Source organism: Streptomyces sp. NPDC048295 (genome assembly GCF_040652135.1).
In the GTDB taxonomy this organism is placed as follows: Bacteria; Actinomycetota; Actinomycetes; order Streptomycetales; family Streptomycetaceae; genus Streptomyces.
The window spans coordinates 214,732-238,544 of the sequence record NZ_JBEZLL010000003.1 but is presented as its reverse complement, the minus strand read 5'-3'; the positions used below and the strand labels follow the sequence as shown (position 1 = coordinate 238,544).

The following is a 23,813-nucleotide window of genomic DNA, read 5'->3' as shown; positions in this document are numbered from 1 at the left end:
CGTCCCGCTACCCGCGTGCGCGCCGCACGGAGACCAGGTACGCACAGTGCGTGCCGGGAACCGTCACGAGCAGCGGGGCGCCGCTCCTGGTCGAGCGGGCCGCGTTCCGGCAGAGCGACGGCCTCAAGTCCTCGTACCGCAACAACGGCGGCAACTGCGTCACGGCCGCCGCCGACCCGGCCGCACGACCCCAACTCGGAAGGCACGGAGCGGCTTTCGCCGTCAGCGTGTCCATTGACGAACCGATCAAGTAACCACTAAAAACGGTTACCATGACTCTGGAATGGAAAGTCGTCATCGACTCGACCGACCCGCACGCCCAGGCCACCTTCTGGGGCGAGGCCCTCGGCTACCTCGTCGAGGACCACAGCGTCCTGATCGAGCGACTGCTGGGCTTCGGCGCGGTATCCGAGGACATCACCCTCGTCGCACACGACCGCCGCGCCTGGCGCGACCTCGCGGGGGCCCGGCACCCCGACGACCCGTACGACAAGGACAGCGGGGCGGGCCTCGGGCGGCGCCTCCTGTTCCAGCGCGTCCCGGAGACCAAGACGGTGAAGAACCGCCTCCACCTGGACGTGCACGCGGGCCCGGAGCGCCGCGAGGCCGAGGTGCAGCGGCTGGTGGGGCTGGGCGCGACGGTGCTCCGCGAGGTGGCGGAACAGGGCGGCTCCTGGACGGTGCTCACGGACCCCGAGGGCAACGAGTTCTGCGTGCAGTGAGTCAACAGGTCTCTGGATGAGGTGTGTTGAGCGGTACGCCCGGCGTCTCGCTCAACACGGACCGCACCGACAGCGTGTACGTGCAGTCCAGGTCCGGGACGACGACGAGGAGCGGGGCGCCACTCTTGATGTGCGCGTGGGCGGCGCGTTGGCTCTCGCGGTCCTCGTACCAGGCACGGAGTTCCGCAGGGCGGTCGACAGTCGGGGAGACGGCCGGCAGCAGCATGAACGGCCGTACCCAGGAGGACCGTTGCGGATCGGGGTCGAGCCGGTCCGCGATCCACAGCGCCTGGCCGCCGAGCCACCGCAGCACGAGGGTGACCGGCGCTCCGTGCTCGCCTACTCGCAGGAGGCCGAAGTCGCCATGGACAAGGCGGTGTCTCGCGGGAAGGCGTTCGGCTCGTATGCGCCCCCACGGAAGACCGTTCGCCCGGCATGAAGAAGCCCCGCCACGCTCCCGGATCAGGAGCACGGCGGGGCTTCTTCGGTCACGCTTCACCGCGACGTTCTGGTGCCACGGGCGGGAGAGCCCCCTAGTCGAGGAGGGCCGAGTCCCACAGCTGGGCGTCCGAGCCGTTCCTCGGGGCCAGGACGACCGGCGGGAACTCGTCGTCCCGGTTCAGGGTGATGACCTTGTCGCTGTTGGGGACTCCGATGGTCCACCTGCCCCCACCGGCCGGCTCGATCGTCCACTGGCCGGGCTGCTTCGTGGCCGAGACGAAGACCGCGTCGCCGCGCTCGACGAGGGCGTAGTCACCGGGCCGCCCCTCCTCGGCGGGCCGGCCCTGTCCGGCGATGATCGTGTACAGGCCGTTCCCGACCGGCGTCACCACCCACCGCTCGACGAAGCCGCCGGAGAGGTTCCGCACGGGGACGTCGATCGGCGGGTAGATCAGCGGGACGGGGCCGATCCCCAGAGCAGTCCCCGGGGCGGCACCCACGTTGTGGATCACGTACCTGTTCGCCTCGGGGATCTCCGTCCCCGTGGCCGGAGCGAGGGCGGAGTTCGCGTGCTGGGACTTCGCCGCCGAGGGTGTGGCGGCGTGGGTGGGGGCGGCGACGGTGAGGCTCACGGCGGCGAGCACAGCGGCTGCCAAGATCTTTTTCATGGCCTGGGAACGAGCACCACGGGTGCGGGTCACGACCGGAACGAGATGCGCGGGACGCTTCCATCCGGGCGGCCGTACCGCTCACCCGGGTGGGCGGTACGAGTGGTCCCGCCGGCCGGTCAGTCCCCCACCACGTCCTGCGGATACCAGCGCAGTTCGACGGTGTTGCCGTCCGGGTCCCGGACGTACACCGACTGCGCCTCGCCCCGGGCCCCGGAGCGGGAGACCGGGCCCTCCAGCACGGTGAAGGTGCCGGAGTCGATGACCTCCTGCCAGTCCAGCGGCTCGACGACCAGGCAGATGTGGTCGACGTTCGACTCATGACGCGGCCGGCCCAGCAGGTCGATGATCGTCGTCTGGCTGACCCGCACCGACGGGAACGGGAACGTCCCCGCCCGCCACTCGTCGACCTTGATCGGCTCCAGTCCGAGGGGTCCGCAGTAGAACTCCAGGGACCGTTCCACGTCCTGCACGTTGAGCACCAGGTGGTCGAAGTCCTTGACTCTCACTCGCACGGCACAGCCTTTCAACCGCTCGGAAGCGGTTCGGTCGGTCGGTTCGCTTCGGTTCGTTCGGTCGGGTTCGGTCGGGTTCGGTTCACGGGGTCGCCCAAGCTATCGCTGAGCCGCGAATGCCGCGCCGCCCCGGGGGCGTTGCGTCAGTCCGTCCGTCCGATGCGCCAGGGGGCGTCGGGGAGGGTGGGGTGCGCGTCGGCGGTCAGCCGGATCGCGTACACCGGGCGCTCTCCGGGCACCGGTCCGAGGTAGTCGTGACCGGTCATGTGGCACCAGGCCGGCAGGTCGAGGGGTGCGGCCGGGTCGGTCGCGACGACGTGCACCAGGGTTCCGGGCGGTGCGGCGTCGATCTGCTTGCGCAGGCGCAGCAGGAGTGTGACGCACAGCAGTCCGGTGCCGTCGACGGTGATGCCGGCGGCCGGTATCGGGTGGGCGTTCACCGCGGGAGGCTCTGGGTGATGCGCCACAGGCGGCGGGGCAGGTCGCCCTCCTCGAACGCGTGGACCTCGTCCAGGGTCCAGCCGTCGGCGAGGGAGTCGACCAGGTGGCGGGGGAAGAAGTGCACGGCGAAACCGCCGTGTTCGTAGATGTCGTCACCATGGGCGGTGCCGGAGCCGTAGTGGGCGTCGCCGGTGTGGCGAACCGTGTACACGAAGGTCCCGCCCGGCTTCAGGACGCGGCCGACTTCGCCGACCAGGGCGTGGATCTCCTCGGTCGAGAGGGCCATGCACAACAGCATGTGCGCGAAGACCGCTTCGACGGAGGCGTCCGGCAGCGGCAGCGGCTCGCGTACGTCATGGACCGTGGTGGTCACCCGCCCGTCGAGGCCCTGGGCCCGCGCCGCGCGCCGGAGCTGGTCCAGGCCCACGGGGCTGAAGTCGGCCGCCCGGACGTTGAAGCCCTCGCGGGCGAAGTACAGGGCGTCCCTGCCGTGACCGGCCCCCATCTCCAGCACGTCGACCGCCCCGGCCGTGCGGAAGACCCGGGCGGCGTGGGCGGCAGGGGCGGAGGGGTCCTCGCCGTACATGCCGGGGTGGGCGGTGTACGTGCTCTGCCAGTGCCGGCGCTGTGCCTCGGCCAGCCGCCGCGCGTCGTCGCTCATGTCTGCTCGCTCCCGTGCCGGATCCGCAGATCAGCGTAGATCGTGCCGGCCAGGACCCCGGCACGGGTCCGAGCCCATGGTCCGAGCCCCGGCGGTCACGAGGACCGCCGGGGCTCAGGAGAGGAAGAACATCCGCAAGGTCAGCGGACGAAGACGCTCGCGCCGAACTCCGACACCTGCGAGGACCCCGGCGGGACGACCGCGATGACCCGGCCGGAGCAGTTCGGCGAATCAAAGATCAGCACCATTTCATTAGTCCTGTTCTGGACGGAGAGCGGCCAGCGGTCGGAGTCGAAGCATCCGGAGGGGTTGACATGCACCTTCCCGTTGATGACCAGGTCTCCAGTGGCGGCGGCGGCCGACTGGGTGACCGATACGGAGAGCATTGCCACGGCGGCGAGGGTGCCGAACGCGGTGAGGACGCGGCGCATGAGGGTTCTCCTGGCTGTCACGAGGGCGCCCGATGCACCCTCACAGCCATGACTACCATGTGTAGTCAACGGCTGCGTAGAGTGACTCACTTGGCAGGGGCGGGAGGCCACGGGACACCGGCCAGCAGGGGCAGGATCTGCTCCTCCTCGTAGTCGAGATGGGCGTTCAGCTCCGTGGACATCCTGTCCAGCTCGGCGCGGAAACGCTCGGGTTCGGCCTTGCCCATGTCCGCCAGCAGGGCCACCAGCTCGCCCTGGATGCGGGCGACCGCGCGGTGTTCGTCGGCGAGCCGGGCGAAGGTGTCCGTCAGGTGCGGGTGGTAGCGGGCGATGCCGGGGAACAGGTGCTCGTCCTCGCTGGTGTGGTGGAACTCCAGCGACTGGCAGAACGCCAGGCAGCGCTGCCTGATCTGGAGCCCGAGGCCCGGAACGGGTGGCGCGCCGGGGCCCCGGTGGGCGGCCCGTGCGGCGAAGTGGGCGTCCGCCTCCGCCTTCACCTGGCGCAACTGGCCCCGCAGCCAGGTGTGGACCTCCATGACCTTCCCCGCGAGGGTGGTGATCTCGCGGGCCGGCTCCCAACCGTCGGGCTCGGCACGCTCCAGCACCACGACCGGGAGGAGCCGGGTCGTGCGTGCCTGGTAGTCGGCGTAACCGGGCGCCGCCTGGACGGCGTACGCGAACAGCTCCTCGCGCCGCGCCCCCTCCGCGGGGACCGCGAGGGCCTGGAAGGTACGGGTGCCGAGCTCCACGTGGACCACGGGACGGGCGAGCAGGTTGTGGTACCAGTCGGGGTGGTGCGGGGCACCGAGGTTGGAGCCGACGACCAGCAGCGCGTCGCCGTGGCGGACGTAGCCGAGGGGTGTGGTGGTCTCCTTCCCCGACCTCGCGCCGGTGGTGGTCAGCAGGAGCAGGTCCCTGCCTTCGAAGGGACCACCGACCTTCCCGCCATGGGCGCGGAACTCCTCGATGACGGACTGGTTGAAAGGTGTGGGCATGCGTTCTGTGTCTCCATGAGAACGAGCGAGCGCGCCACACGGCCCATGACGGTGCACGGTGCCGGGGCATGCGGAAGAGGAAGAGTGCGACCAGCGGTCACCGCTGCGTCGGATATGTGCGTCAGATACAGGGCGCGGAGTATGAACTCATGACGGGCCCCTCGGTGAAGGGTGTTCGCCCGAGCACCGGCCGGCCCACTGCTCTTTGGCCGGCGTCACGCGACACCGGGTTCATTACACGCATCCCAGCGGGGACCTGTCAACGCGCGCCCGTCCGCACGCCGGGCACTCCTAGGCTTGCACCATGCCCACCCCACCCGCATATGCCCTCGTCGCCACCGACCTGGACGGCACCCTGCTGCGCCGCGACGACACCGTGAGCCCCCGCACCCGCGCCGCGCTCGCCCTGGCCGCCCGCGCCGGGGCCCGGCATCTCGTCGTCACGGGGCGCCCCGTGCCCGGGATACGCGGGCTGCTCGACGGGCTGGGCTACCGGGGGCCGGCGGTGTGCGGGCAGGGAACCCAGCTGTACGACGCCGGGTCCGGGCGGCTGGTGCACGCGTTCACCCTGGACCGGGAGGCCGCCGACGCCGCGCTCGGCAAGATCGAGGCCCAGGTGGGGCCGGTCTTCGCAGCCGTCGACCAGGACGGGGCGGACGGGCGGACCCTGATCGAGCCGGGGTATGCGATGCCCCATCCCACGCTGCCCGCCCAACGGACCCGGCACCGGCACGAGTTGTGGTCCGCGCCCGTGGTGAAGGTGCTCATCCGGCACCCGGAGCTCACCGACGGCGCACTGGCCGAGGCGGCCCGCGGTGCCGTCGGCGATCTCGCCACCGTCACGCACTCCGGCCCCGGCACGGTCGAACTCCAGCCGTACGGCGTCGACAAGGGGACCGGGCTCGCGCTGGCCGCCGAGTACCTCGGCGTGGCCGCGGACTCCGCGATCGCCTTCGGGGACATGCCCAACGACCTGCCGATGTTCCGGGCGGCCGGGTACGGCGTGGCCATGGCCAACGCCCATCCCGAGCTGCGGGCCGCGGCGGACGAGGTGACGTCGTCGAACGAGGGCGACGGGGTCGCGGAGGTGCTTGAGCGGGTGTTCGGCCGAGCCACCCGCAGCGGCTGAACACCCGCATCCGCTGAACGGCCCGTGCCGCCCGGGTCACCCGTTCCGCCCGGGTCGTCCGTGCCGCCCGGGTCGTCCGTGCCGCCCGGGTCGTCCGTGCCGCCCGGGTCGTCCGTGCCGCCCGGGTCGTCCGTGCCGCCCGGGTCGTCCATGCCTGCCAGGTCGTCCGTGTCAGCCGACGGAGTGTCAGAGTGACATCAGGCAGTACAACCGGTGCGGCTCGGGGCGGGCCCGCGCCTGCTCGGCCAGGTCCGCCAGCCTGCTCAGGAAGTCGGCCAGCTCGTCGGGTGGGACATCGCCTCCGAACTCCTCGATGTGCGACCAGGTCGCGGCCACCGCGGCGAACCCACCGGGTCTCGCGGCCGCGAGCGCGTCCCGCAGCTCGTCGGTGAGCGTGACCAGCCAGCGGGATTCGTCCTCGGGGGAGCTGAGCAGCCGGTTGAAGCGCGGGAGCGAGGTGACGTCCTCGTACGGCGTGCCGGTGAGCATGCTCTCGGCCTGGCCCAACTGCACGTACGGGTCGATCCCCTTGACCGGGAGCAGCGGGAGGCCGGCCTCCTCGATCCCCTGACCGAAGGCCGCCAGCGCCGTGGCGTCGTCCGGTGCGCCGAAGTAGTCGTACAGGTTTCCCATGCGTCGCATGCTCGCACGCCCCTCTGACAGTCGCCCCGGTCTCACGGCTCCGGCGGCACACCGATCGCCCGCAGCACATGCGCGACCAGTGACGCGATCTCCTCCTCGTCCTGGATCGGCTTGCGCAGGACATGGCGGTAGTAGACGGGGCTGTACAGCATCTCCACGGCCAGCGGGAGATCGGCGTCCGGCGGGACCTGCCCCTGCTCCTGGGCCCGGCTCAGACGGGTGACCGCCTCGTCGAAGCGGGGGTCGACCAGCTTCGCCCGGACGGTCCGCGCGAGTTCGTCGTCGTGGTGCATCTCGGAGAGGATCCCGGCGTACGCGGGGCCGAAGGGCGGTGTGCTGAGAAGCTTCACCGCGCCCGCGAGATTGGCCCGCAGATCGGCGGCGATGTCGCCGGTGTCGGCGAACGGTGTCGTGCCGACCAGCGCGTCGGTGAAGGCCTCCAGGATCACCGCACTCTTCGACGGCCACCAGCGGTAGATCGTCTTCTTGCTGACGCCCGCTCTGGCCGCGATGGCCTCGACCGTGACGCGGCCGTACCCCTTCTCCGTGCACAGTTCGAGAGCGGCCTCCAGGGTCGCTCTCCGTGATCTCTCGCTGCGGCGCTGCGAACTCTGCGATGTGATCATTCGGTGAGCATAGGCGTGTTCGAACCGGGCGTTATTGACAGCCTGTCGCCAGAGGTCGAACAATACGCAGGCGGAAACGGAACGTGCCGTGTCGTGTCGTTCCTGCAATTCGCACCGTTCGTGCCGTTCGTGCCGCGACGAGCCGATCGGGGGACGGCTCGCCCGGCCGACGGCGCGAGTGGGGCATTGCGCCCCGTGCGTCGGCGAGTCCCGTGCGTCAGGCGGTGATGTCCTTCGCCGTGAACCGGGCCCAGGCCGCCGAGCCGAACACCACCGCGTACAAGCCCTGAAGCCCCAGGTTCTTGACCACTTCGTCCCAGTAGACGGGGTCGCGCAGCAGATCCGCGTACGACATCCAGTAATGCGGGAAGAGATACGGGTGCACCGCGCTCAACTGCGGGATGCCATCGACGATCTGCACGGTGATCAGCAGTCCGACGGTGGTGGCCATGGCCGCGATGCCGCTGCTGGTGAGGGTCGAGACGAACAGGCCGACCGCCGCGAACCCGATCAGCGATGCCGCGACCACCACCGCGATCAGCCCGGCCCGCAGCAGCCCCTCGCCGAAGCCGATCCGCGTCCCCGAGATGGTGGTGACCTCGCCGACGGGGAAGAGCAGGGCGCCCACGGCGAGCGCGGAGAGCGCCACGACCAGGGTCGCGACCAGGCAGAACACCAGCACCGAGGCGTACTTCGTCAGCAGCAGCCTGGTGCGGCCGGCCGGGGCGACCAGCAGGTAGCGCAGCGTTCCCGCGCCGGCCTCGCCCGCGACCGAGTCGCCCGCGACGACACCGACGGCCATCGGCAGGAAGACCGGGAGCGTCACGGCGAGGGCGGCGAAGACCAGGAAGAGGCCGTTGTTGGTGACCTGGGAGAGGAACGCCGGGCCTCCCCCGCCGCCCGGTCCGGGCGAGGAGCCGTCGCCCGTCTCGATCCGCACCGCGATGCCGATCAGCACGGGCACGGCGGCCAGCACCCCGAGCAGCGCGAGGGTGCGCCAGCGGCGCAGTGTGGTGGTCAGTTCGGAGCGGAGGATCCCGAAGGTCCACAGCGGGCTCGGCGCCCGGCCCGCCCCGGTGACCGCGGTTTCAGCCTGCGACATCGAAACCCTCCCCGGTGAGTGCGACGAAGGCGTCCTCCAGCGAGGCCCGCTGGACGCCGAAGGACCTCAGTCGTACGCCGGCGTGCACCAGCGCGGCGCTGAGGTCGGCGAGCTCCACGTCGCCCGGCGGGGCCTCGGCGCTCACCCGGTCGCCGTCGACCGCGATCCCGGTGACGCCGAGCTCCTTGAGGACCCGGGCGGCCTCTCCCGGGTCGGGGGTGGTGACCGCCAGCCGTCCGCGGGCGCCCGCGGCCAGTTCCGCGACCGGGCCCTGGGTCATCAGCCGGCCCCTGGCCATCACCGCGGCGTGCGTGCAGACCTGCTCGATCTCGTCGAGGAGGTGCGAGGAGAGGAAGACGGTGGTGCCGTCCGCCGCCAGTTCCCTGACCAGGGTGCGGATCTCCCGCATGCCCTGCGGGTCCAGGCCGTTGGTCGGCTCGTCGAGGACGAGCAGGCGGCGCGGCTGGAGCAGGGCGGCGGCGAGGCCCAGACGCTGCTTCATGCCGAGCGAGTACGCCCTGGCCTTCTTCCCGGCCGCCGCGGCCAGCCCGACCCGGTCCAGGGCCTGCCCCACCCGGGCCCGGCGGGTGCGCGGATCGGCGGTGGGGTCGGCGGAGTCGTACCGCACCAGATTGTCCCGGCCGCTCAGGAAGCCGTACAGCGCGGGCCCCTCGATCAGCGCGCCGACCTGCGGGAGCACGGTGCGGGCGGAGCCCGGCATGGTGTGACCCAGCAGCCGCGCGGTGCCGGAGGTCGCCTCGATCAGGCCCATCAGCATGCGGATGGTGGTGGTCTTGCCCGAGCCGTTGGGGCCGAGGAAGCCGAAGACGCTGCCGGCGGGGACACTGAGGTCGAGGCCGTCGACGGCGAGCTGGCCGCCGCGGTAGCGCTTGGTGAGGCCCCGGGTCTCGATCACGGCTCCCGGCTCGGTGACCGGCGCCGGTTCGACGACGGTCCCGGACTCTGTCATGCGTACTCCCCATGGGTCGGCCAGGGCCTGTCCGCCGGACCGGCCCCAGGGCGGACCGCCCCGCCGTACGGAGCGTACGGCGGGGCGGGTGAGCGGTGCGGGAAGCGCGGCGCGCCCCGGCTCAGGAGGCGTTGTTCGCCGCCCGGACCAGCGCGTCCTTGGTGACCGCGCCGACGTACACCTTGCCGTCGTCCGTCATCAGGGCGTTGACCAAGCGGGTCTTGAAGACCGTGCCCGAGCCGAACGTGCCGGTGACCTTGTCGCCCAGCGCGTCCAGGAACTGCTGGGCCTCGGCCGGGACGTCGCCCGATCCCTTCGAGGGGAGGCCGGTGCCGCCCGGGGTCGTGATCTCGGCGATGGCGTTCCAGCCCTCGCCGATGACCTTGGTGTCCTTGCCGTCCCGGCCCCCGGCGCCCAGCTCCCCGGCGCCCGGGATCAGGCCGTCGAGGCCCTTGTCGTTCTTGTGCTGCGCCTTCGCGTCGTCGGCCTCGGTCACCTCGGTGCCCTTGGGCGGGGTGAACGTGAACGAGGAGGCGTCCGGCTTCGAGAAGTCGACCTTGGTGAAGCCGGCGTCGACGACGGCCTTGCCGCCGCTGCTCGCGAGCAGCGTGAACTTCAGCGGCACGCCGTTCTCCGCGTCGACCGCGACCGTGACCGAACCGATCGTGGAGCCGCTCTGCTTCGGCTTGACGACCAGCTTGTACGCGTCGCGTCCGGCGACCTGCGCGGTGCCTTCGACCGTCACCGACGTGGTGGGACCGGCGGCCTTCAGCACCTGCTCGGCAAGGGCCTTCGGGGTGGTGGGCACGCCCTCGGGAACGGTGTGCCCGGACTTCTTCCCGGCGTCCTTGCCGGCCCGGTCCTCGGTGGCGTGGTAGGCCTGGTCGGACTTGCTGTCGTACGCCCAGACCTGATCGCCGTTGCGGATCAGGCTGTACTCGGACGCGTTGTCCAGGATCGACAGCCGCTGCTTGTCGGGGCCGTCGGCCGCCACCCGGAGGGTGTGCGTGCCGGAGGCCAGCTCCGTCATCCGTTCCTGCGGGTCGGCGCTCGAACCGCCCTTGCCGCCCGCGCCGCCCTGGGCGAAGGACTCGGCCAGACCGCCGAGCGACGGGAGGCCGAAGTCCGTGCTGATCTTCACCGTGCCGGAGAGCTGCTCGGTGTCCGAGGCGGCGATCTTCTCTATGAGCTGCTGTGCGCTGATCTTCGGCAGATCGGGGTCGCCGGAGCTCGCGAGCGCCGGGACGAGCCCGATCGTCGCGGCCGCGACTCCCGCAACCGCGACCGGGACGATGTAGCGCGCCGCCTTGCGGCGGCCCGCGGCGGTGCCCCTGGTCCCGCCGTCGGTCCCTGCGCTGTCGTTCGGTGCCATGTGTGCCCTACCTCCGTGGTCGGCGGCTTCCGTCCGGTTGCACTCGTCCACTCCGTGCCGCCATTCTCACCCGGTTCGGTCAGGAGTGGTTGTTCTCCATCTGACCAAACCGGGGGCACGGAGGCGTCAGCCCCCGGGATCAACTCCGCGTACCTCTTCGGTATGACATCGCACGGCGTTCGCGCCCCCGTCCAGTAGGGGATGCCACGGGGAAGGCTCAGCCCGCGCGGTGCACCACCGCGTCGCACAACTCCCGCAGCGCGGCCTTCGCGTAGCCCTCGGGCAGCGGCGTCAGCGTGGCGCGCGCCTCCTCCGCGTACCGCACGGTGTCCCGCCTGGCCTGCTCCAGCGCCGGGTGGGCGCGCAGCCTGCGCAGCGCCTCGGCGTGCCGGGCGTCGTCGCTGAGGTCGCCGTCGAGCAGCTCGACGAGCTCCAGGTCGTCCGGCTTCCCTTCGGCCTCCGCCTGCGCCCGCAGGTGGAGCACGGGGAGCGTGGGGATGCCCTCGCGCAGATCGGTGCCCGGGGTCTTGCCGGACTCGTGGGAGTCGGACGCGATGTCGAGCACGTCGTCGGCGAGCTGGAAGGCGACGCCGAGCCGTTCCCCGTACTGGGTGAGGATGTCCACCGCCGACTCGTCCGCGCCGGCCATCATCGCGCCGAACCGGCAGGCCACCGCGATCAGCGAGCCGGTCTTGCCGCGCATCACTTCGAGGTAGTGCTCGACCGGGTCGCGGCCGTCGCCCGGCCCCGCGGTCTCCAGGATCTGGCCGGTCACCAGCCGCTCGAACGCCTCCGCCTGGATGCGAACGGCCTCCGGACCGAGGTCGGCCAGTATGTGCGAGGCGCGGGCGAAGAGGAAGTCGCCGGTCAGCACGGCCACCGAGTTGCCCCAGCGGCTGTTGGCGCTGTCCACGCCGCGGCGCACGTCCGCCTCGTCCATCACGTCGTCGTGGTAGAGCGTCGCGAGGTGCGTCAGTTCGACGACGACGGCCGCGGGCACCACGCCCGGCGCGTCCGGGTCGCCGAACCGGGCGGCCAGCATCGCCAGCAGCGGCCGGAAACGCTTGCCCCCGGCGCGCACGAGATGCTGCGCGGCCTCCGTGATGAAGGGCACGCCGCTCTTGGTGGCATCGAGCAGCCCGGACTCGACAGCAGCCAACCCGGCCTGGACATCGGCCTCAAGTGCCTGGTCCCGCACGCTCAGCCCGAACGGCCCGACGACGGTCACGAGGGGATCTCCTGTCTGCTGACGATCACACGGAATGTCGATGTGTCGCTGTCATCACTCAAGTCAGCGTATCCGGTCCCCTTTGGATCAACGTGGGCGCCTTCCCGCCACCGCCGGTATGTTCGGGATCAGCTCATACGATCAGGAGTTCTCCCTTTGTCCCACACGGCCACCGACACCGAACCGAGTCAGCCGCCGCCCGAAGACGACCATGCTTTTTTCGGCCAGCCACGAGGGCTGATGACCCTGTCCGGCCTGGAGGTCTGGGAACGCTTCTCGTTCCTGGGCATGCAGGCGATCCTGGTCCTCTACTTCGCGGACACGGTCGCCCGCGGCGGCATGGGCATGGAAGCGGGTACCGCGGCATCGGTCTCGGCCGCTTACGGCACCCTCGTCTATCTTGTCTCCGTCGCCGGCGGCTGGCTCGCCGACCGGATCCTCGGCTCGTACCGCGCCGTCCTGTACGGCGGAATCCTCATCGCCTGCGGGCATTACGCCATGGCGGTGCCCACCGACACCATGACCTGGGTCGGCCTCGGTCTGATCAGCGCCGGGACCGGCCTGCTCAAGCCCAATGTGGCGACCATGGTCGGCAAGCTCTACCGCACCACCGACGAACGCCGCGACGCCGGCTTCGCGCTCTACTACATGGGCATCAACATCGGGGCGTTCCTCGGCCCGCTGGTCACCGGCTGGCTCGGGGACCACGCGAGCTGGCACTGGGGTTTCTCGGCCGCTGCCTTCGGCATGACCCTCGGTCTGATCCAGTACGTGCTCGGCCGGCGTCACCTGGCCGGGCGAAAGCACAGCGCCGAATTCGCGCTGGCACCGGCACCCATGCGCCGCGCCGTTCGGCTGATCGTGGCCGGTGCCGTCGTGGTCGCCGCGGTCGCCACCGCGCTCGCCCTGGCCGGCTGGCTGACCATGAACCGCTTCGTCGACCTGCTCACCCTGATCTCGGTGATCGCCCCGGTCGTCTACTTCGTGGTGATGTTCCGCAGCCCCCGGGTCACCCCGGAGGAACGCGGCAGGCTGCGCCCGTACGTGGTGCTGTTCCTGGCCTCCGTGGTCTTCAACTTCATCCTGTTCCAGGCGTACTCGACGATGATGCTGCTCGCGTCGACCAACGCCCGCACCGAGATCTTCGGCTTCCACTTCCCGGCGAGCTGGTACGCCTCCGCGCTGGGTGCCTTCGAGGTCGCGCTCGCCCCGGTGGTCGCCGCCGTCTGGGCCCGGATGGGGCCGCGTCAGCCGCACGCCTCCAACAAGATCGCGATCGGGGTGATCCTCGGCGGGCTGTCCTTCCTGCTGATGGTGCTGCCGACCTCCGGGCACTCCGGCGACACCTACAAGATGGCCGCCTGGTGGATCGTCGGCTCGTACCTGCTGCTCGGCCTCGGCGACATCCTGCTGGAGACCTCCGGCATGTCCGCGACCACCAAGCTCGCCCCCAAGGCGTTCGCCAGCCAGACGATGGCGCTCTGGTTCCTCTCGCTGGCCCTCGCCAACGGCATCCAGGCACAGGTCGTGAAGCTGTACGGCGAGGTCTCCAACCCCGCCTACTTCGGTGTCAATGGCGCGATCGCGGTGGTGGCCGGTGTGGCCGTGATCGCCGCCGCACCCTGGCTCAAGCGCACCATGCACCCCGTCCACTGAGGTACCACCATGCACATCCGCACCACATTCCCGTACGAGACCACCCATGAGGACGTCCGCATCCCGCTGCCGGACGGCACCCGGCTCTACGCCCGGATCTGGCGGCCCGTCACCGACGAACCGGTGCCCGCGCTGCTCGAATACCTGCCCTACCGGCTGAGCGACTGGACGGCGCCGCGGGACTGGCAGCGCCACCCCTGGTACGCGGGCCACGGCTACGCCTCCGTCCGGGTCGACGTACGCGGACACGGCAACAGCGAGGGGCTGCCGGGCGACGAGTACGACGCGACGGAGCTGGCCGACGGCGTCGCCGTCATCCACTGGCTGGCCGAGCAGCCGTGGTGCTCCGGCCGGGTCGGCATGTTCGGCATCTCCTGGGGCGGCTTCAACTCGCTCCAGATCGCCGCGCTGGCCCCCGAGCCGCTGAAGGCGATCGTCACCGTCTGCTCGACCGACGACCGCTACGACAACGACGTCCACTACATGGGCGGCTCGGTCCTCGCCGTCGACATGCATGCCTGGGCGGCGACCATGCTGGCCTTCGTCTCCCGGCCGCCGGACCCGGCGCAGGTCGGCGACGGCTGGAAGGACATGTGGCTGAAGCGGCTGGAGGCCGTCGACCCCTTCATCCACACCTGGCTGGCGCACCAGACCCGCGACGACTACTGGAAGCACGGCAGCGTCTGCGAGGACTACTCCGCGATCCGGGCGAAGGTCCTCGCGGTGGGCGGCTGGCACGACCCGTACCGCGACACCGTCCTGCGGCTCGTCGAGCACCTGCCGGCGGACCGGGTCCGCGGGCTGATCGGGCCGTGGTCGCACCAGTACCCGGACCGCGGGCTGCCGCCGGGGCCGTCGATCGGCTTCCTCCAGGAGACGCTGCGCTGGTGGGACCAGCACCTGAAGGACAAGGACACCGGCGCCATGTCCGAGCCGCTGCTGCGGTCCTGGATCAGCGAGTCGCACCGCCCCGCCACGGTGTACGAGACGCTGCCCGGCCGCTGGGCCGGCGAGCACAGCTGGCCGTCCCCGAACATCGAGCCGGTCGCGTACGCCCTCGGGGGCGGCCCGCAGATCGTCGACTCGCCGCAGCAGACGGGGCTGGACGCCGGGCGGTTCTTCCCGTTCGGCAACGACGCCGACCTGCCGCCCGACCAGCGCGACGAGGACGCCAAGTCGGTCTGCTTCGAATTCCCGGTCGAGGACGCCCCGATCGAGATCCTCGGCCGCCCCCGGGTGAAACTGCGGATCCGGATGGACGTGCCGCGCGGCCAGGCGATCGCCCGGCTCTGCGACGTCGCGCCGGACGGCTCCTCGACGCTGGTCACCCGGGGCGCGCTCAACCTCTCCGCCCGGGGCGGCCGCGACCGCGCGGACGACTGGCCGGTGGGCAGCACCGAGGACGTGACCTTCGAGCTGAACGGCATCGGGCACACCTTCCCGCCCGGCCACCGGATCAGGCTCGCGGTCTCCTCCTCGTACTGGCCGTGGATCTGGCCGCAGGCCGGGTCGGTGGGCTTCGTCCTGGACGCCGACGGCAGCCTCGTCGAACTGCCGGTGCGCCGGCCCGTCGAGGAGCCCGCGATCCGCTTCGAGGAGCCGGAGCAGTCGGAGCCGCTCGGCGTCGTGTACCCGGTGACCCTCGACGAACAACGCCCGGAGCGGCTGGTGGTCCGCGATGTCGCCAAGGGCGAATGGCGGCTGGAGGTCGACCCGCGCTACGGCGGCACCCGGGTCTACCCGGACGGCCTGGAGTTCACCGAGGACGCCCTGGAGACGTACACGATCCAGGAGAACGACCCGCTCTCCGCGCGTACCCGCTCCGACTGGGCGATCCGGCTGCACCGCCCCGAGCTCGCGTGGGACGTACGGATCGAGACGCGCTCCGAGATCGGTGCGGACGACAGCGACTTCATCACCTCCAACGAGGTGGTCTGCAAGGAGGGCGGCGAGGTCGTCTTCCACCGCACCTGGGAGAAGCGGATCCCGCGCACGGCGGGCTGAACGGAACCCACCGCCGTGCCCCGCACACCCGGGGCACGGCGGAACTTTCCGGGCATCAGGGGCGGTTGGGGCACTCCCGCGAGCGGGTGGCATCGACGTAACGTGTCCCCCAAGCGACCTGGAAAGCGAGGCAGCAACACATGCCCGAGCAGAGCAGCCCGCTCGATCTGGCCGAGGGCGACCCCTTCGGTCCGCACAACCTTCCCTACGGAGTGTTCTCCACCCCCGACCACCCCGAGGACCGCCGGGTCGGCGTCCGCATCGGCAACCACGTACTGGACGCCGGAGCCGCGGCGCACGCCCTCGGCTCCCCCTACGCGCAGCTCCTCGCGCAGCCGGACCTGACCGCGCTGCTCTCGGCGGGCCGCACCGCGTGGCGCGACGTCCGGCGCGCGCTGACCGCATGGGTGACGGTCCCGGCGCACCGGGCCGACATCGAACCGCTGCTGCACCCGGTCGGCTCCGTGACGCTCCATCTGCCGTACGCGGTCGCGGACTACGTCGACTTCTACGCGAGCGAGAACCACGCCACCAACGTCGGACAGATCTTCCGGCCGAACGCCGAGGCGCTGACGCCCAACTGGAAGCACCTCCCGATCGGTTACCACGGCCGGTCCGGCACCGTCGTCGTCTCGGGCACGGACGTGGTGCGCCCGTCCGGCCAGCGCAAGGCGCCCACCGACGCGGCCCCGGTCTTCGGCCCCTCCGTCAAGCTGGACATCGAGGCCGAGGTCGGCTTCGTCGTCGGCGTGGGCTCCGAGCAGGGCCGCCCGGTCCCGCTCGGCGGCTTCCGCGACCACGTCTTCGGGCTCTGCCTGCTCAACGACTGGTCGGCGCGGGACATCCAGGCCTGGGAGTACGTCCCGCTCGGCCCGTTCCTCGGCAAGTCCTTCGCCACCTCCGTATCGGCCTGGGTGACCCCGCTGGAGGCCCTGGAGTCGGCCCGCATCGCTCCCCCGGCCCGCGACTTCCCGCTCCTCCCCTATCTGGAGGACGCCGGCGAGGAGGAGGCCGGCGGCCTCGACCTGCGGATCTCCGTCGCGATCAACGGCCAGGTGGTCGCCGAGCCGCCGTTCGCCACGATGTACTGGACGGCGGCCCAGATGCTGGCCCAGATGACGGTGAACGGCGCGTCGCTGCGCACCGGCGATCTGTACGGCTCCGGCACGGTCAGCGGCGCCGAACCCGGCCAGCGCGGCTCCCTCCTGGAGCTGACCTGGAACGGTCGCGACCCGCTGGACCTCCCGGACGGCAAGCGCGCCTTCCTGGAGGACGGCGACACGGTGACGATGACCGCCTGGGCCCCGGGCCCGGACGGCACCCGGGTCGGCCTCGGCGAGGTCACCGGACGGATCGTGCCCGCTTCATGATCCCGCCCGCCCCGGAGCTCACGCTCCCCGAGGAACTGCTGCTGCTCGCGCTGGACCCGCGGCGCGGCAGCCCGTACTGCTCCGGCCGATCCCTGGAGTACGGGACGGCGGGCGCGGTCCTGAGGGAACTGGAGCTCCAGGGCCGGGTCACCGGACAGCGCGGCAGGATACGAGTGGTGAGCCCGCTCGCTCCCCCGGACCCGCTGCTCGCCCAGGTCCTGGGAAGCCTGTCGGACCCGGGCACGGGCGGGCTCGCGGGAGGCGTCGACACCCGGCGGTGGATCCGGCAGACCGGCCGGCACGTCCAGGAACTCTGCCTGGAACACCTGGTGCGCCGCTCCGTCCTGCGCAGGGAGACCCACCGCTTCCTCGGTCTGCTGCCGTACCACCGGCACCCGCCGGTGGACCCGGGCCTCTCGCTCGCCGTCCGCGACCGCTTCGCGGCCGCCGAGGCCGCCGGCTTCCCGGATCCGCGCGGCCGGACCCTGGCCGCCCTGGTCTCGGCGGTCGGCCTGTCGGGCGCGGTGGCCCGGGGCGGCCTGCGGGACCGTTGGGCGATGCACGGCCTGGTCGACGAGGAGTGGACCGCACACGCGGTGTACCGGAACGTCCGCCAGGACCGGGCGAAGCGGAACAGCGGGAGGAGCTTCGGCGGCGGCAGCAGCAGCTCCGGCGGCGACTGACGGGGCGGACGGTCCCGGGGCACCCCGGGACCGCTGGTCAGCGGTGCTCGGGGCGTTCACACGTTCGGGGGAGCCGTGTCCCGTTCCTGGCGGATACGCTGGAAAGTCCCACGAGACTCTGCGTCATGGGAGCACTGATGAGCGTCGAACCCGAGGCCCCCGAGCCGCGGTGGGCGGTTCCGCCCGTGGGCGGCTGGACCGCCGATGACCTGGACACACTCCCGAATCTGCCTCCGCACACGGAGCTGATCGACGGGAGTCTTGTTTTCGTGAGTCCGCAGACGGTATTCCACGAGCGCGCAATCGACTATCTCAAGTGGCAGTTGCAATCGCTCGCGCCAAGCGACTTGGAAGTGTTTCGCGAATTCACCATCGATGTCGACTTGCAGAACCGGCCCGAACCCGATGTGGTCGTTGTGCGGGCGGACGTGGTCGAAGGTCTTCGGCAGACCCGCTTCCCCGCCGAGTCCGTACAGCTGGCCATCGAGGTCGTCTCCGACGAGTCCCTGACCCGGGACCGGGAGACCAAGCCCGTGAAGTACGCGCGGGCGAAGATCCCGCACTACTGGCGGGTGGAGAACCACGACGACAGGGTGGTGGTGTACGTCTTCGAGCTGGAGCCGTCGACCGGGGCCTACACCTCCACCGGGATCTTCCACGACCGGATGAAGGTCTCCGTCCCCTTCCCCGTCGATCTCGACCTCACCGCGATCACCGCGCGCCGCCGGGCAGCGGACTCCCAGTAGGTCCGCCCGCCGCCCGGTCGGTGCTCCTCACTCGTACTCGGGCGGCTCCTCGTCCCAGCCGAACTCGGGGTCGGCCTCGGGGGCCGCTGGAGTCGCCGGGGCCGGTGCGGGGGCGGCTTCGCGAGCCGGGGCCGGTGCGGCTTCGCCTGCCGGGACGGGCTCCGCAGAGGCGTCCCCGAACGTCGCGACCACCTCCAGCACCCCTTCCCCGTACGTCGCCAGCTTCTTCTCGCCCAGGCCGCTGATCCCGCTCAGCGCGGACACCGAGTCCGGTCGCACCGCGGCGATCTCGCGCAGAGTCGCGTCGTGGAAGATGACGTACGCCGGGACGCCCTGCTCCTTCGCCTGGGCACCCCGCCAGGCCCGCAGCGCCTCGAAGACCGGGACGGCCTCGGGGGCCAGCTCGGCGGCGGCCGCCTGCGACTTCGGCTTGCGTTCGGCCTTCGCGGAGCGCGACGCGGGCTTCGGCGCCTCCTTGCGCAGCAGCACCTCGCGCTGCCGTCCGAGCACCGAGCCGCTCTCCTCCGTGAGCACCAGCGTGCCGTACTCACCCTCGACGGCGAGCAGCCCCTGGGCGAGCAACTGCCGTACGACGCCGCGCCATTCGGCCTCGGACAGCTCCTCGCCGATACCGAAGACCGAGAGCTGGTCGTGGTCGAACTGGATGACCTTCGCGGTCCTGCGGCCGAGCAGGATGTCGATGATCTGGCCCGCGCCGAACTTCTGCCCGCGCTCCCGCTTGAGCCGCACCACGGTCGACAGCAGCTTCTGCGCGGCCACCGTGCCGTCCCAGCTCTCGGGCGGGGTGAGGCAGGTGTCGCAGTTGCCGCAGTCCGCGGTGGTGGGCTCCTGGCCGAAGTACGTCAGCAGCTGGGCGCGGCGGCAGCGGACCGTCTCGCACAGGGCCAGCATCGAGTCCAGGTGGGAGGCCGCCCGGCGACGGAAGGCCTCGTCGCCCTCGCCGCCCTGGATGAGCTTGCGCTGCTGGACGACGTCCTGGAGGCCGTACGCCATCCAGGCCGTGGACGGCTGTCCGTCACGGCCGGCGCGGCCGGTCTCCTGGTAGTAGCCCTCGACGGATTTCGGCAGGTCGAGGTGGGCGACGAAGCGGACGTCGGGCTTGTCGATGCCCATGCCGAAGGCGATGGTCGCGACGACGACCAGCCCCTCCTCGCGCAGGAACCGGGACTGGTGGACGGCACGCGTGCCCGCGTCGAGCCCCGCGTGGTACGGGACGGCCTCGATGCCGTTGCGGCAGAGGTACTCGGCGGTCTTCTCCGTCGAGTTGCGCGAGAGGCAGTAGACGATGCCTGCGTCCCCGGCGTGCTCGTCCTTGAGGAAGGAGAGCAGCTGCTTCTTCGGGTCGGCCTTCGGCACGATCCGGTACTGGATGTTGGGCCGGTCGAAGCTGGCGACGAAGTGCTTGGCGTCGGGCATGCCCAGACGCTGGGTGATCTCCTGGTGCGTGGCGTCCGTCGCGGTCGCCGTCAGGGCGATGCGCGGTACGTCGGGCCAGCGCTCGCCGAGGACGGAGAGGGCCAGATAGTCCGGGCGGAAGTCGTGACCCCACTGGGCCACGCAGTGCGCCTCGTCGATCGCGAAGACGGAGATCTCCCCGCGCGAGAGCAGCGAGAGCGTGGAGTCCAGCCGGAGCCGCTCCGGGGCCAGGTAGAGCAGGTCGAGCTCACCGGCGAGGAACTGGGCCTCCATCGAGCGGCGCTCGTCGAAGTCCTGTGTGGAGTTGACGAAGCCGGCCCGGACCCCGAGCGCCCGCAGCGCGTCCACCTGGTCCTGCATGAGGGCGATCAAGGGGGAGATGACGATGCCCGTACCCGCTCTGACGAGGGCCGGGATCTGGTAGCAGAGGGACTTGCCGCCACCGGTCGGCATGAGCACGACGGCGTCGCCGCCGGCCACCACATGGTCGACGATCGCTTCCTGCTCGCCGCGGAAGGCCTCGTACCCGAACACCTTGTGCAGCGTCCGCCGTGCGTCGCTCTCGGTCACATCCATGGTCCCGCCCGTCGTGCCCATCGCTCTTTCCCCCGGGTCCGTCCCGCTTTTTCCGTCCGTGCTGCCGCCGTCCCCTGCCACGATAGGCGCCGCGTACGACAACGCCGGACGGGCTTGACTTCTCAAGCCCGTCCGGCGGGGTCCCAGCTGTGCGGCGTGTGCGCTACCTCACGAACACTCCGGCCTGGCTCGCCAGGTCCAGGAAGTACTGCGGGGCCAGGCCCAGCACCAGCGTGACCGCGACACCGACCGCGATCGTCGTCATCGTCAGCGGGGACGGGACGGCGACCGTGGGGCCGTCCGCCTTCGGCTCGCTGAAGAACATCAGCACGATGACCCTGATGTAGAAGAACGCGGCGATCGCCGAGGAGATCACACCGACCACGACCAGTCCGCCCGCGCCGCCGTCCGCCGCGGCCTTGAAGACCGCGAACTTCCCGGAGAAGCCGGAGGTGAGCGGGATACCGGCGAAGGCCAGCAGGAACACCGCGAAGACCGCGGCGACCAGTGGCGAGCGCCGGCCGAGCCCGGCCCACTTCGACAGGTGCGTGGCCTCGCCGCCCGCGTCGCGCACCAGGGTGACGACGGCGAACGCGCCGACCGTCACGAAGGAGTACGCGCCCAGGTAGAAGAGGACCGACGAGATGCCGTCCGGGGTCGTCGCGATCACACCGGCGAGGATGAATCCGGCATGGGCGATCGAGGAGTAGGCCAGCAGCCGCTTGATGTCGGTCTGGGTGATGGCGACGATCGCACCGCCCAGCATCGTGATGATCGCGACGGCCCACATGACCGGGCGCCAGTCCCAGGCGAGGCCCGGCAGCACCACGTACAGCAGGCGCAGCAGCGCGCCGAACGCGGCGACCTTGGTGGCCGCGGCCATGAAGCCGGTGACCGGGGTCGGGGCGCCCTGGTAGACGTCCGGCGTCCACATGTGGAACGGGACGGCGCCGACCTTGAAGAGCAGGCCGGTCAGGATCATCGCGCCGCCGATCAGCAGCAGCGCGTCGTTGCCCATGGTGTCGGCGAGTGCCGGGTCGATCTGGGTGACGGAGCCGTCGACCACGTTCGCGATCGCCGCGTACGAGACGGAGCCGGCGTACCCGTAGAGCAGGGCGATCCCGAAGAGGAGGAACGCCGAGGAGAAGGCGCCGAGCAGGAAGTACTTCACCGCGGCCTCCTGCGACATCAGCCGCTTGCGGCGGGCGACGGCGCACAGGAGGTAGAGCGGGAGGGAGAAGACCTCCAGGGCCACGAAGAGCGTCAGCAGATCGTTGGCCGCGGGGAAGACGAGCATGCCGGCCACCGAGAAGAGGACCAGCGGGAAGACCTCGGTGGTGGTGAATCCGGCCTTGACCGCCTCCTTCTCGCTCTCGCTGCCGGGGACCGAGGCGGCCTGGGCGGCGAAGGAGTCCACGTGGTTGCCGTGCGCGGCGGGGTCGAGCCGCCGCTCGGCGAAGGTGAAGACGGCGACCAGCGAGGTCAGCAGGATGGTGCCCTGCAGGAACAGCGTCGGCCCGTCGATCGCGATGGCGCCCATCGCGGCGATGTGCGCCTTCGTCGTGCCGTATCCGCCGGCCGCCAGTCCGACGACCGCGGCGAACGCGGCGGCGAGGGCGACGACCGTGAGGAAGACCTGCGTGTAATAACGGGCCCGGCGCGGCACGAAGGCCTCGACGAGTACGCCCACGACGGCGACACCGATCACAATGAGGACCGGGGCCAGCTGGGTGTACTCGATGACCGGCGCCTTGAACTTCTCGACCGGGGCGGCCGATGTCACCCCGCCCGCCGTTGTCCACAAGCTGTGGACAGCTGTTGCGCTCACTTGGCGGCCTCCACCTCAGGCTGGGGGTCCTTCTTCTGGACGTCCGACATGGTGTGCTGCACCGCCGGGTTGACGATCTCCGTCAGCGGCTTCGGATAGACCCCCAGGAAGAGCAGCAGCGCGATCAGCGGGAGGACCACCACCAGCTCCCGGACCTTGAGGTCCGCCATGCCCTGGACCTCGGCCTTCACCGGGCCCGTCATCGTCCGCTGGTAGAGGACGAGGACGTAGAGCGCGGCGAGCACGATGCCGGTCGTGGCGATGATGCCCGCCGCCGGGTAGGCGCTGAACGTGCCGACCAGGACCAGGAACTCACTGACGAACGGGGCGAGTCCCGGCAGCGACAGGGTGGCCAGGCCACCGATCAGGAAGGTGCCGGCCAGGACGGGCGCCACCTTCTGCACCCCGCCGTAGTCGGCGATGAGCCGTGAACCGCGCCGAGTGATCAGGAAGCCCGCCACCAGCATCAGCGCGGCGGTCGAGATGCCGTGGTTGACCATGTAGAGCGTGGCACCGGACTGGCCCTGGCTGGTCATCGCGAAGATGCCCAGGATGATGAAGCCGAAGTGCGAGATCGACGCGTAGGCGATCAGACGCTTGATGTCGCGCTGGCCGACGGCGAGCAGCGCCCCGTACACGATGCTGATCAGCGCCAGGACGACGATCACCGGCGTCGCCCACTTGCTGGCCTCCGGGAAGAGCTGGAGGCAGAAGCGGAGCATCGCGAAGGTGCCGACCTTGTCGACGACCGCGGTGATCAGGACGGCGACCGGGGAGGTCGCCTCGCCCATCGCGTTGGGCAGCCAGGTGTGCAGCGGCCACAGCGGGGCCTTCACCGCGAAGGCGAAGAAGAACCCGAGGAAGAGCCAGCGCTCGGTGCTGGTCGCCATGGACAGCGAGCCGTTCGCGCGGGCCTCGGCGATCTCGGAGAGCGAGAACGTCCCCGCGACGACGTAGAGCCCGATCACGGCAGCCAGCATGATGAGCCCGCCGACCAGGTTGTAGAGCAGGAACTTGACCGCGGCGTAAGAGCGTTGCGCCGCCGCGTTCTCGTCGCTGCCGGTGTGGGCCCGGTCCCCGAAGCCGCCGATGAGGAAGTACATCGGGATGAGCATGGCTTCGAAGAGGATGTAGAAGAGGAAGACGTCGGTGGCCTCGAAGGAGAGGATCACCATCGCTTCGACCATCAGGATCAGGGCGAAGAAGCCCTGGGTCGGGCGCCAGCGGGAGGACTTCGTCTCCAGGGGGTCGGCGTCGTGCCAGCCGGCCAGGATGACGAAGGGGATCAGCAGGGCGGTGAGCGCCATGAGCGCCACCCCGATGCCGTCCACGCCCAGTTCGTACCGGACGCCGAAGTCCTTGATCCAGGCGTGCGATTCGGTGAGCTGGTAGCGGTCGCCGCCGGGCTCGAAGCGGGCGAGCGCGATGCCCGCCAGTACGAGTGTGGCCAGCGAGAAGACCAGCGCCAGCCATTTGGCTGTGGTGCGCCGGGCGGCCGGGACGGCGGCGGTGGCGACCGCGCCGATCGCCGGGAGCGCCGCCGTCGCTGTCAGGAGGGGAAAGGACATCG

The 23,813-nt window shown here is 71.0% G+C and carries 24 protein-coding genes; 8 read left to right on the top strand and 16 right to left on the bottom strand.

Going from position 1 to position 23,813, the window contains the following annotated elements; all coding sequences use genetic code 11:
- Positions 1-50 precede the first annotated feature (50 nt).
- Positions 51-254, top strand: coding sequence for a hypothetical protein (locus AB0D53_RS05640; protein ID WP_362440577.1), 204 nt, complete (start codon positions 51-53; stop codon positions 252-254).
- 18 nt (positions 255-272) lie between these two features.
- On the top strand, positions 273-722 hold the full coding sequence (locus tag AB0D53_RS05635; protein ID WP_362440574.1) for a VOC family protein: 450 nt from the start codon (positions 273-275) through the stop codon (positions 720-722).
- Position 723: 1 nt separating this feature from the next.
- Here AB0D53_RS05635 and AB0D53_RS05630 read toward each other — a convergent pair whose 3' ends face one another.
- The 7 genes from AB0D53_RS05630 to AB0D53_RS05600 form a co-directional block, all read right to left on the bottom strand.
- Entirely contained in the window at positions 724-1,035 is a 312-nt protein-coding gene (locus AB0D53_RS05630; RefSeq protein WP_362440571.1) for a hypothetical protein, read from the bottom strand.
- A gap of 220 nt (positions 1,036-1,255) precedes the next feature.
- Positions 1,256-1,819: an RICIN domain-containing protein gene (locus tag AB0D53_RS05625; protein WP_362440568.1), complete on the bottom strand. Its 564-nt coding sequence runs from the start codon at positions 1,817-1,819 to the stop codon at positions 1,256-1,258.
- Positions 1,820-1,950: 131 nt separating this feature from the next.
- A complete protein-coding gene (locus tag AB0D53_RS05620; protein WP_362441026.1) occupies positions 1,951-2,340 on the bottom strand; it encodes a VOC family protein in 390 nt (129 codons plus the stop codon).
- Positions 2,341-2,489: 149 nt separating this feature from the next.
- On the bottom strand, positions 2,490-2,786 hold the full coding sequence (locus AB0D53_RS05615) for a sulfurtransferase TusA family protein (RefSeq protein WP_362440565.1): 297 nt from the start codon (positions 2,784-2,786) through the stop codon (positions 2,490-2,492).
- Positions 2,783-3,448, bottom strand: a complete 666-nt coding sequence (locus tag AB0D53_RS05610; protein ID WP_362440562.1) for a class I SAM-dependent methyltransferase — start codon at positions 3,446-3,448, stop codon at positions 2,783-2,785. Before AB0D53_RS05610 ends, AB0D53_RS05615 begins: the two co-directional genes overlap by 4 nt.
- A gap of 140 nt (positions 3,449-3,588) precedes the next feature.
- A complete protein-coding gene (locus AB0D53_RS05605; protein WP_362440559.1) occupies positions 3,589-3,879 on the bottom strand; it encodes a hypothetical protein in 291 nt (96 codons plus the stop codon).
- Between the two features lie 86 nt (positions 3,880-3,965).
- Positions 3,966-4,874 carry a nitroreductase/quinone reductase family protein gene (locus AB0D53_RS05600; RefSeq protein ID WP_362440556.1) on the bottom strand — a complete coding sequence of 303 codons (909 nt, stop codon included), beginning with the start codon at positions 4,872-4,874 and terminating at the stop codon, positions 3,966-3,968.
- Positions 4,875-5,178: 304 nt separating this feature from the next.
- Between AB0D53_RS05600 and AB0D53_RS05595 the strand changes: the two genes are divergently transcribed.
- Positions 5,179-6,003, top strand: coding sequence for an HAD family hydrolase (locus AB0D53_RS05595; RefSeq protein WP_362440553.1), 825 nt, complete (start codon positions 5,179-5,181; stop codon positions 6,001-6,003).
- Between the two features lie 186 nt (positions 6,004-6,189).
- On the opposite strand, the gene AB0D53_RS05590 is transcribed toward AB0D53_RS05595, so the two are convergent.
- The 6 genes from AB0D53_RS05590 to AB0D53_RS05565 form a co-directional block, all read right to left on the bottom strand.
- Positions 6,190-6,645: a hypothetical protein gene (locus AB0D53_RS05590; protein WP_362440550.1), complete on the bottom strand. Its 456-nt coding sequence runs from the start codon at positions 6,643-6,645 to the stop codon at positions 6,190-6,192.
- A 32-nt stretch (positions 6,646-6,677) separates the two neighbouring features.
- Positions 6,678-7,271: a TetR/AcrR family transcriptional regulator gene (locus AB0D53_RS05585; RefSeq protein ID WP_362440547.1), complete on the bottom strand. Its 594-nt coding sequence runs from the start codon at positions 7,269-7,271 to the stop codon at positions 6,678-6,680.
- Between the two features lie 217 nt (positions 7,272-7,488).
- A complete protein-coding gene (locus AB0D53_RS05580; RefSeq protein WP_362440544.1) occupies positions 7,489-8,373 on the bottom strand; it encodes an ABC transporter permease in 885 nt (294 codons plus the stop codon).
- The gene (locus AB0D53_RS05575) at positions 8,360-9,343 is read right to left on the bottom strand and encodes an ABC transporter ATP-binding protein (RefSeq protein WP_362440541.1); all 984 of its coding nucleotides are present in this window, start codon (positions 9,341-9,343) and stop codon (positions 8,360-8,362) included. Before AB0D53_RS05575 ends, AB0D53_RS05580 begins: the two co-directional genes overlap by 14 nt.
- 121 nt (positions 9,344-9,464) lie before the next feature.
- A complete protein-coding gene (locus AB0D53_RS05570; RefSeq protein WP_362440538.1) occupies positions 9,465-10,715 on the bottom strand; it encodes a DUF2092 domain-containing protein in 1,251 nt (416 codons plus the stop codon).
- Positions 10,716-10,932: 217 nt separating this feature from the next.
- The gene (locus tag AB0D53_RS05565) at positions 10,933-11,943 is read right to left on the bottom strand and encodes a polyprenyl synthetase family protein (RefSeq protein ID WP_362440535.1); all 1,011 of its coding nucleotides are present in this window, start codon (positions 11,941-11,943) and stop codon (positions 10,933-10,935) included.
- Positions 11,944-12,099: 156 nt separating this feature from the next.
- Between AB0D53_RS05565 and AB0D53_RS05560 the strand changes: the two genes are divergently transcribed.
- The 5 genes from AB0D53_RS05560 to AB0D53_RS05540 all read left to right on the top strand — a co-directional run bounded on the left by AB0D53_RS05560 (position 12,100) and on the right by AB0D53_RS05540 (position 18,402).
- Entirely contained in the window at positions 12,100-13,599 is a 1,500-nt protein-coding gene (locus AB0D53_RS05560) for a peptide MFS transporter (RefSeq protein WP_362440532.1), read from the top strand.
- 9 nt (positions 13,600-13,608) lie between these two features.
- The gene (locus AB0D53_RS05555) at positions 13,609-15,603 is read left to right on the top strand and encodes a CocE/NonD family hydrolase (RefSeq protein ID WP_362440529.1); all 1,995 of its coding nucleotides are present in this window, start codon (positions 13,609-13,611) and stop codon (positions 15,601-15,603) included.
- A 140-nt stretch (positions 15,604-15,743) separates the two neighbouring features.
- Entirely contained in the window at positions 15,744-16,973 is a 1,230-nt protein-coding gene (fahA, locus tag AB0D53_RS05550; protein WP_362440526.1) for a fumarylacetoacetase, read from the top strand.
- On the top strand, positions 16,970-17,656 hold the full coding sequence (locus tag AB0D53_RS05545; protein WP_362440523.1) for a GPP34 family phosphoprotein: 687 nt from the start codon (positions 16,970-16,972) through the stop codon (positions 17,654-17,656). The genes fahA and AB0D53_RS05545 overlap by 4 nt, the downstream gene beginning before the upstream one ends.
- A 137-nt stretch (positions 17,657-17,793) precedes the next feature.
- On the top strand, positions 17,794-18,402 hold the full coding sequence (locus tag AB0D53_RS05540) for a Uma2 family endonuclease (RefSeq protein ID WP_362441023.1): 609 nt from the start codon (positions 17,794-17,796) through the stop codon (positions 18,400-18,402).
- A gap of 27 nt (positions 18,403-18,429) precedes the next feature.
- Here the strand turns inward: AB0D53_RS05540 and recQ are convergent, their stop codons facing one another.
- From recQ to AB0D53_RS05525, 3 genes are all read right to left on the bottom strand, one after another.
- Positions 18,430-20,415, bottom strand: a complete 1,986-nt coding sequence (gene recQ, locus AB0D53_RS05535) for a DNA helicase RecQ (protein WP_362441020.1) — start codon at positions 20,413-20,415, stop codon at positions 18,430-18,432.
- Between the two features lie 163 nt (positions 20,416-20,578).
- Positions 20,579-22,243 carry an NADH-quinone oxidoreductase subunit NuoN gene (nuoN, locus tag AB0D53_RS05530; protein ID WP_362440520.1) on the bottom strand — a complete coding sequence of 555 codons (1,665 nt, stop codon included), beginning with the start codon at positions 22,241-22,243 and terminating at the stop codon, positions 20,579-20,581.
- The gene (locus AB0D53_RS05525; RefSeq protein ID WP_329818548.1) at positions 22,240-23,811 is read right to left on the bottom strand and encodes an NADH-quinone oxidoreductase subunit M; all 1,572 of its coding nucleotides are present in this window, start codon (positions 23,809-23,811) and stop codon (positions 22,240-22,242) included. The genes nuoN and AB0D53_RS05525 overlap by 4 nt, the downstream gene beginning before the upstream one ends.
- Between the last annotated feature and the right edge of the window lie 2 nt (positions 23,812-23,813).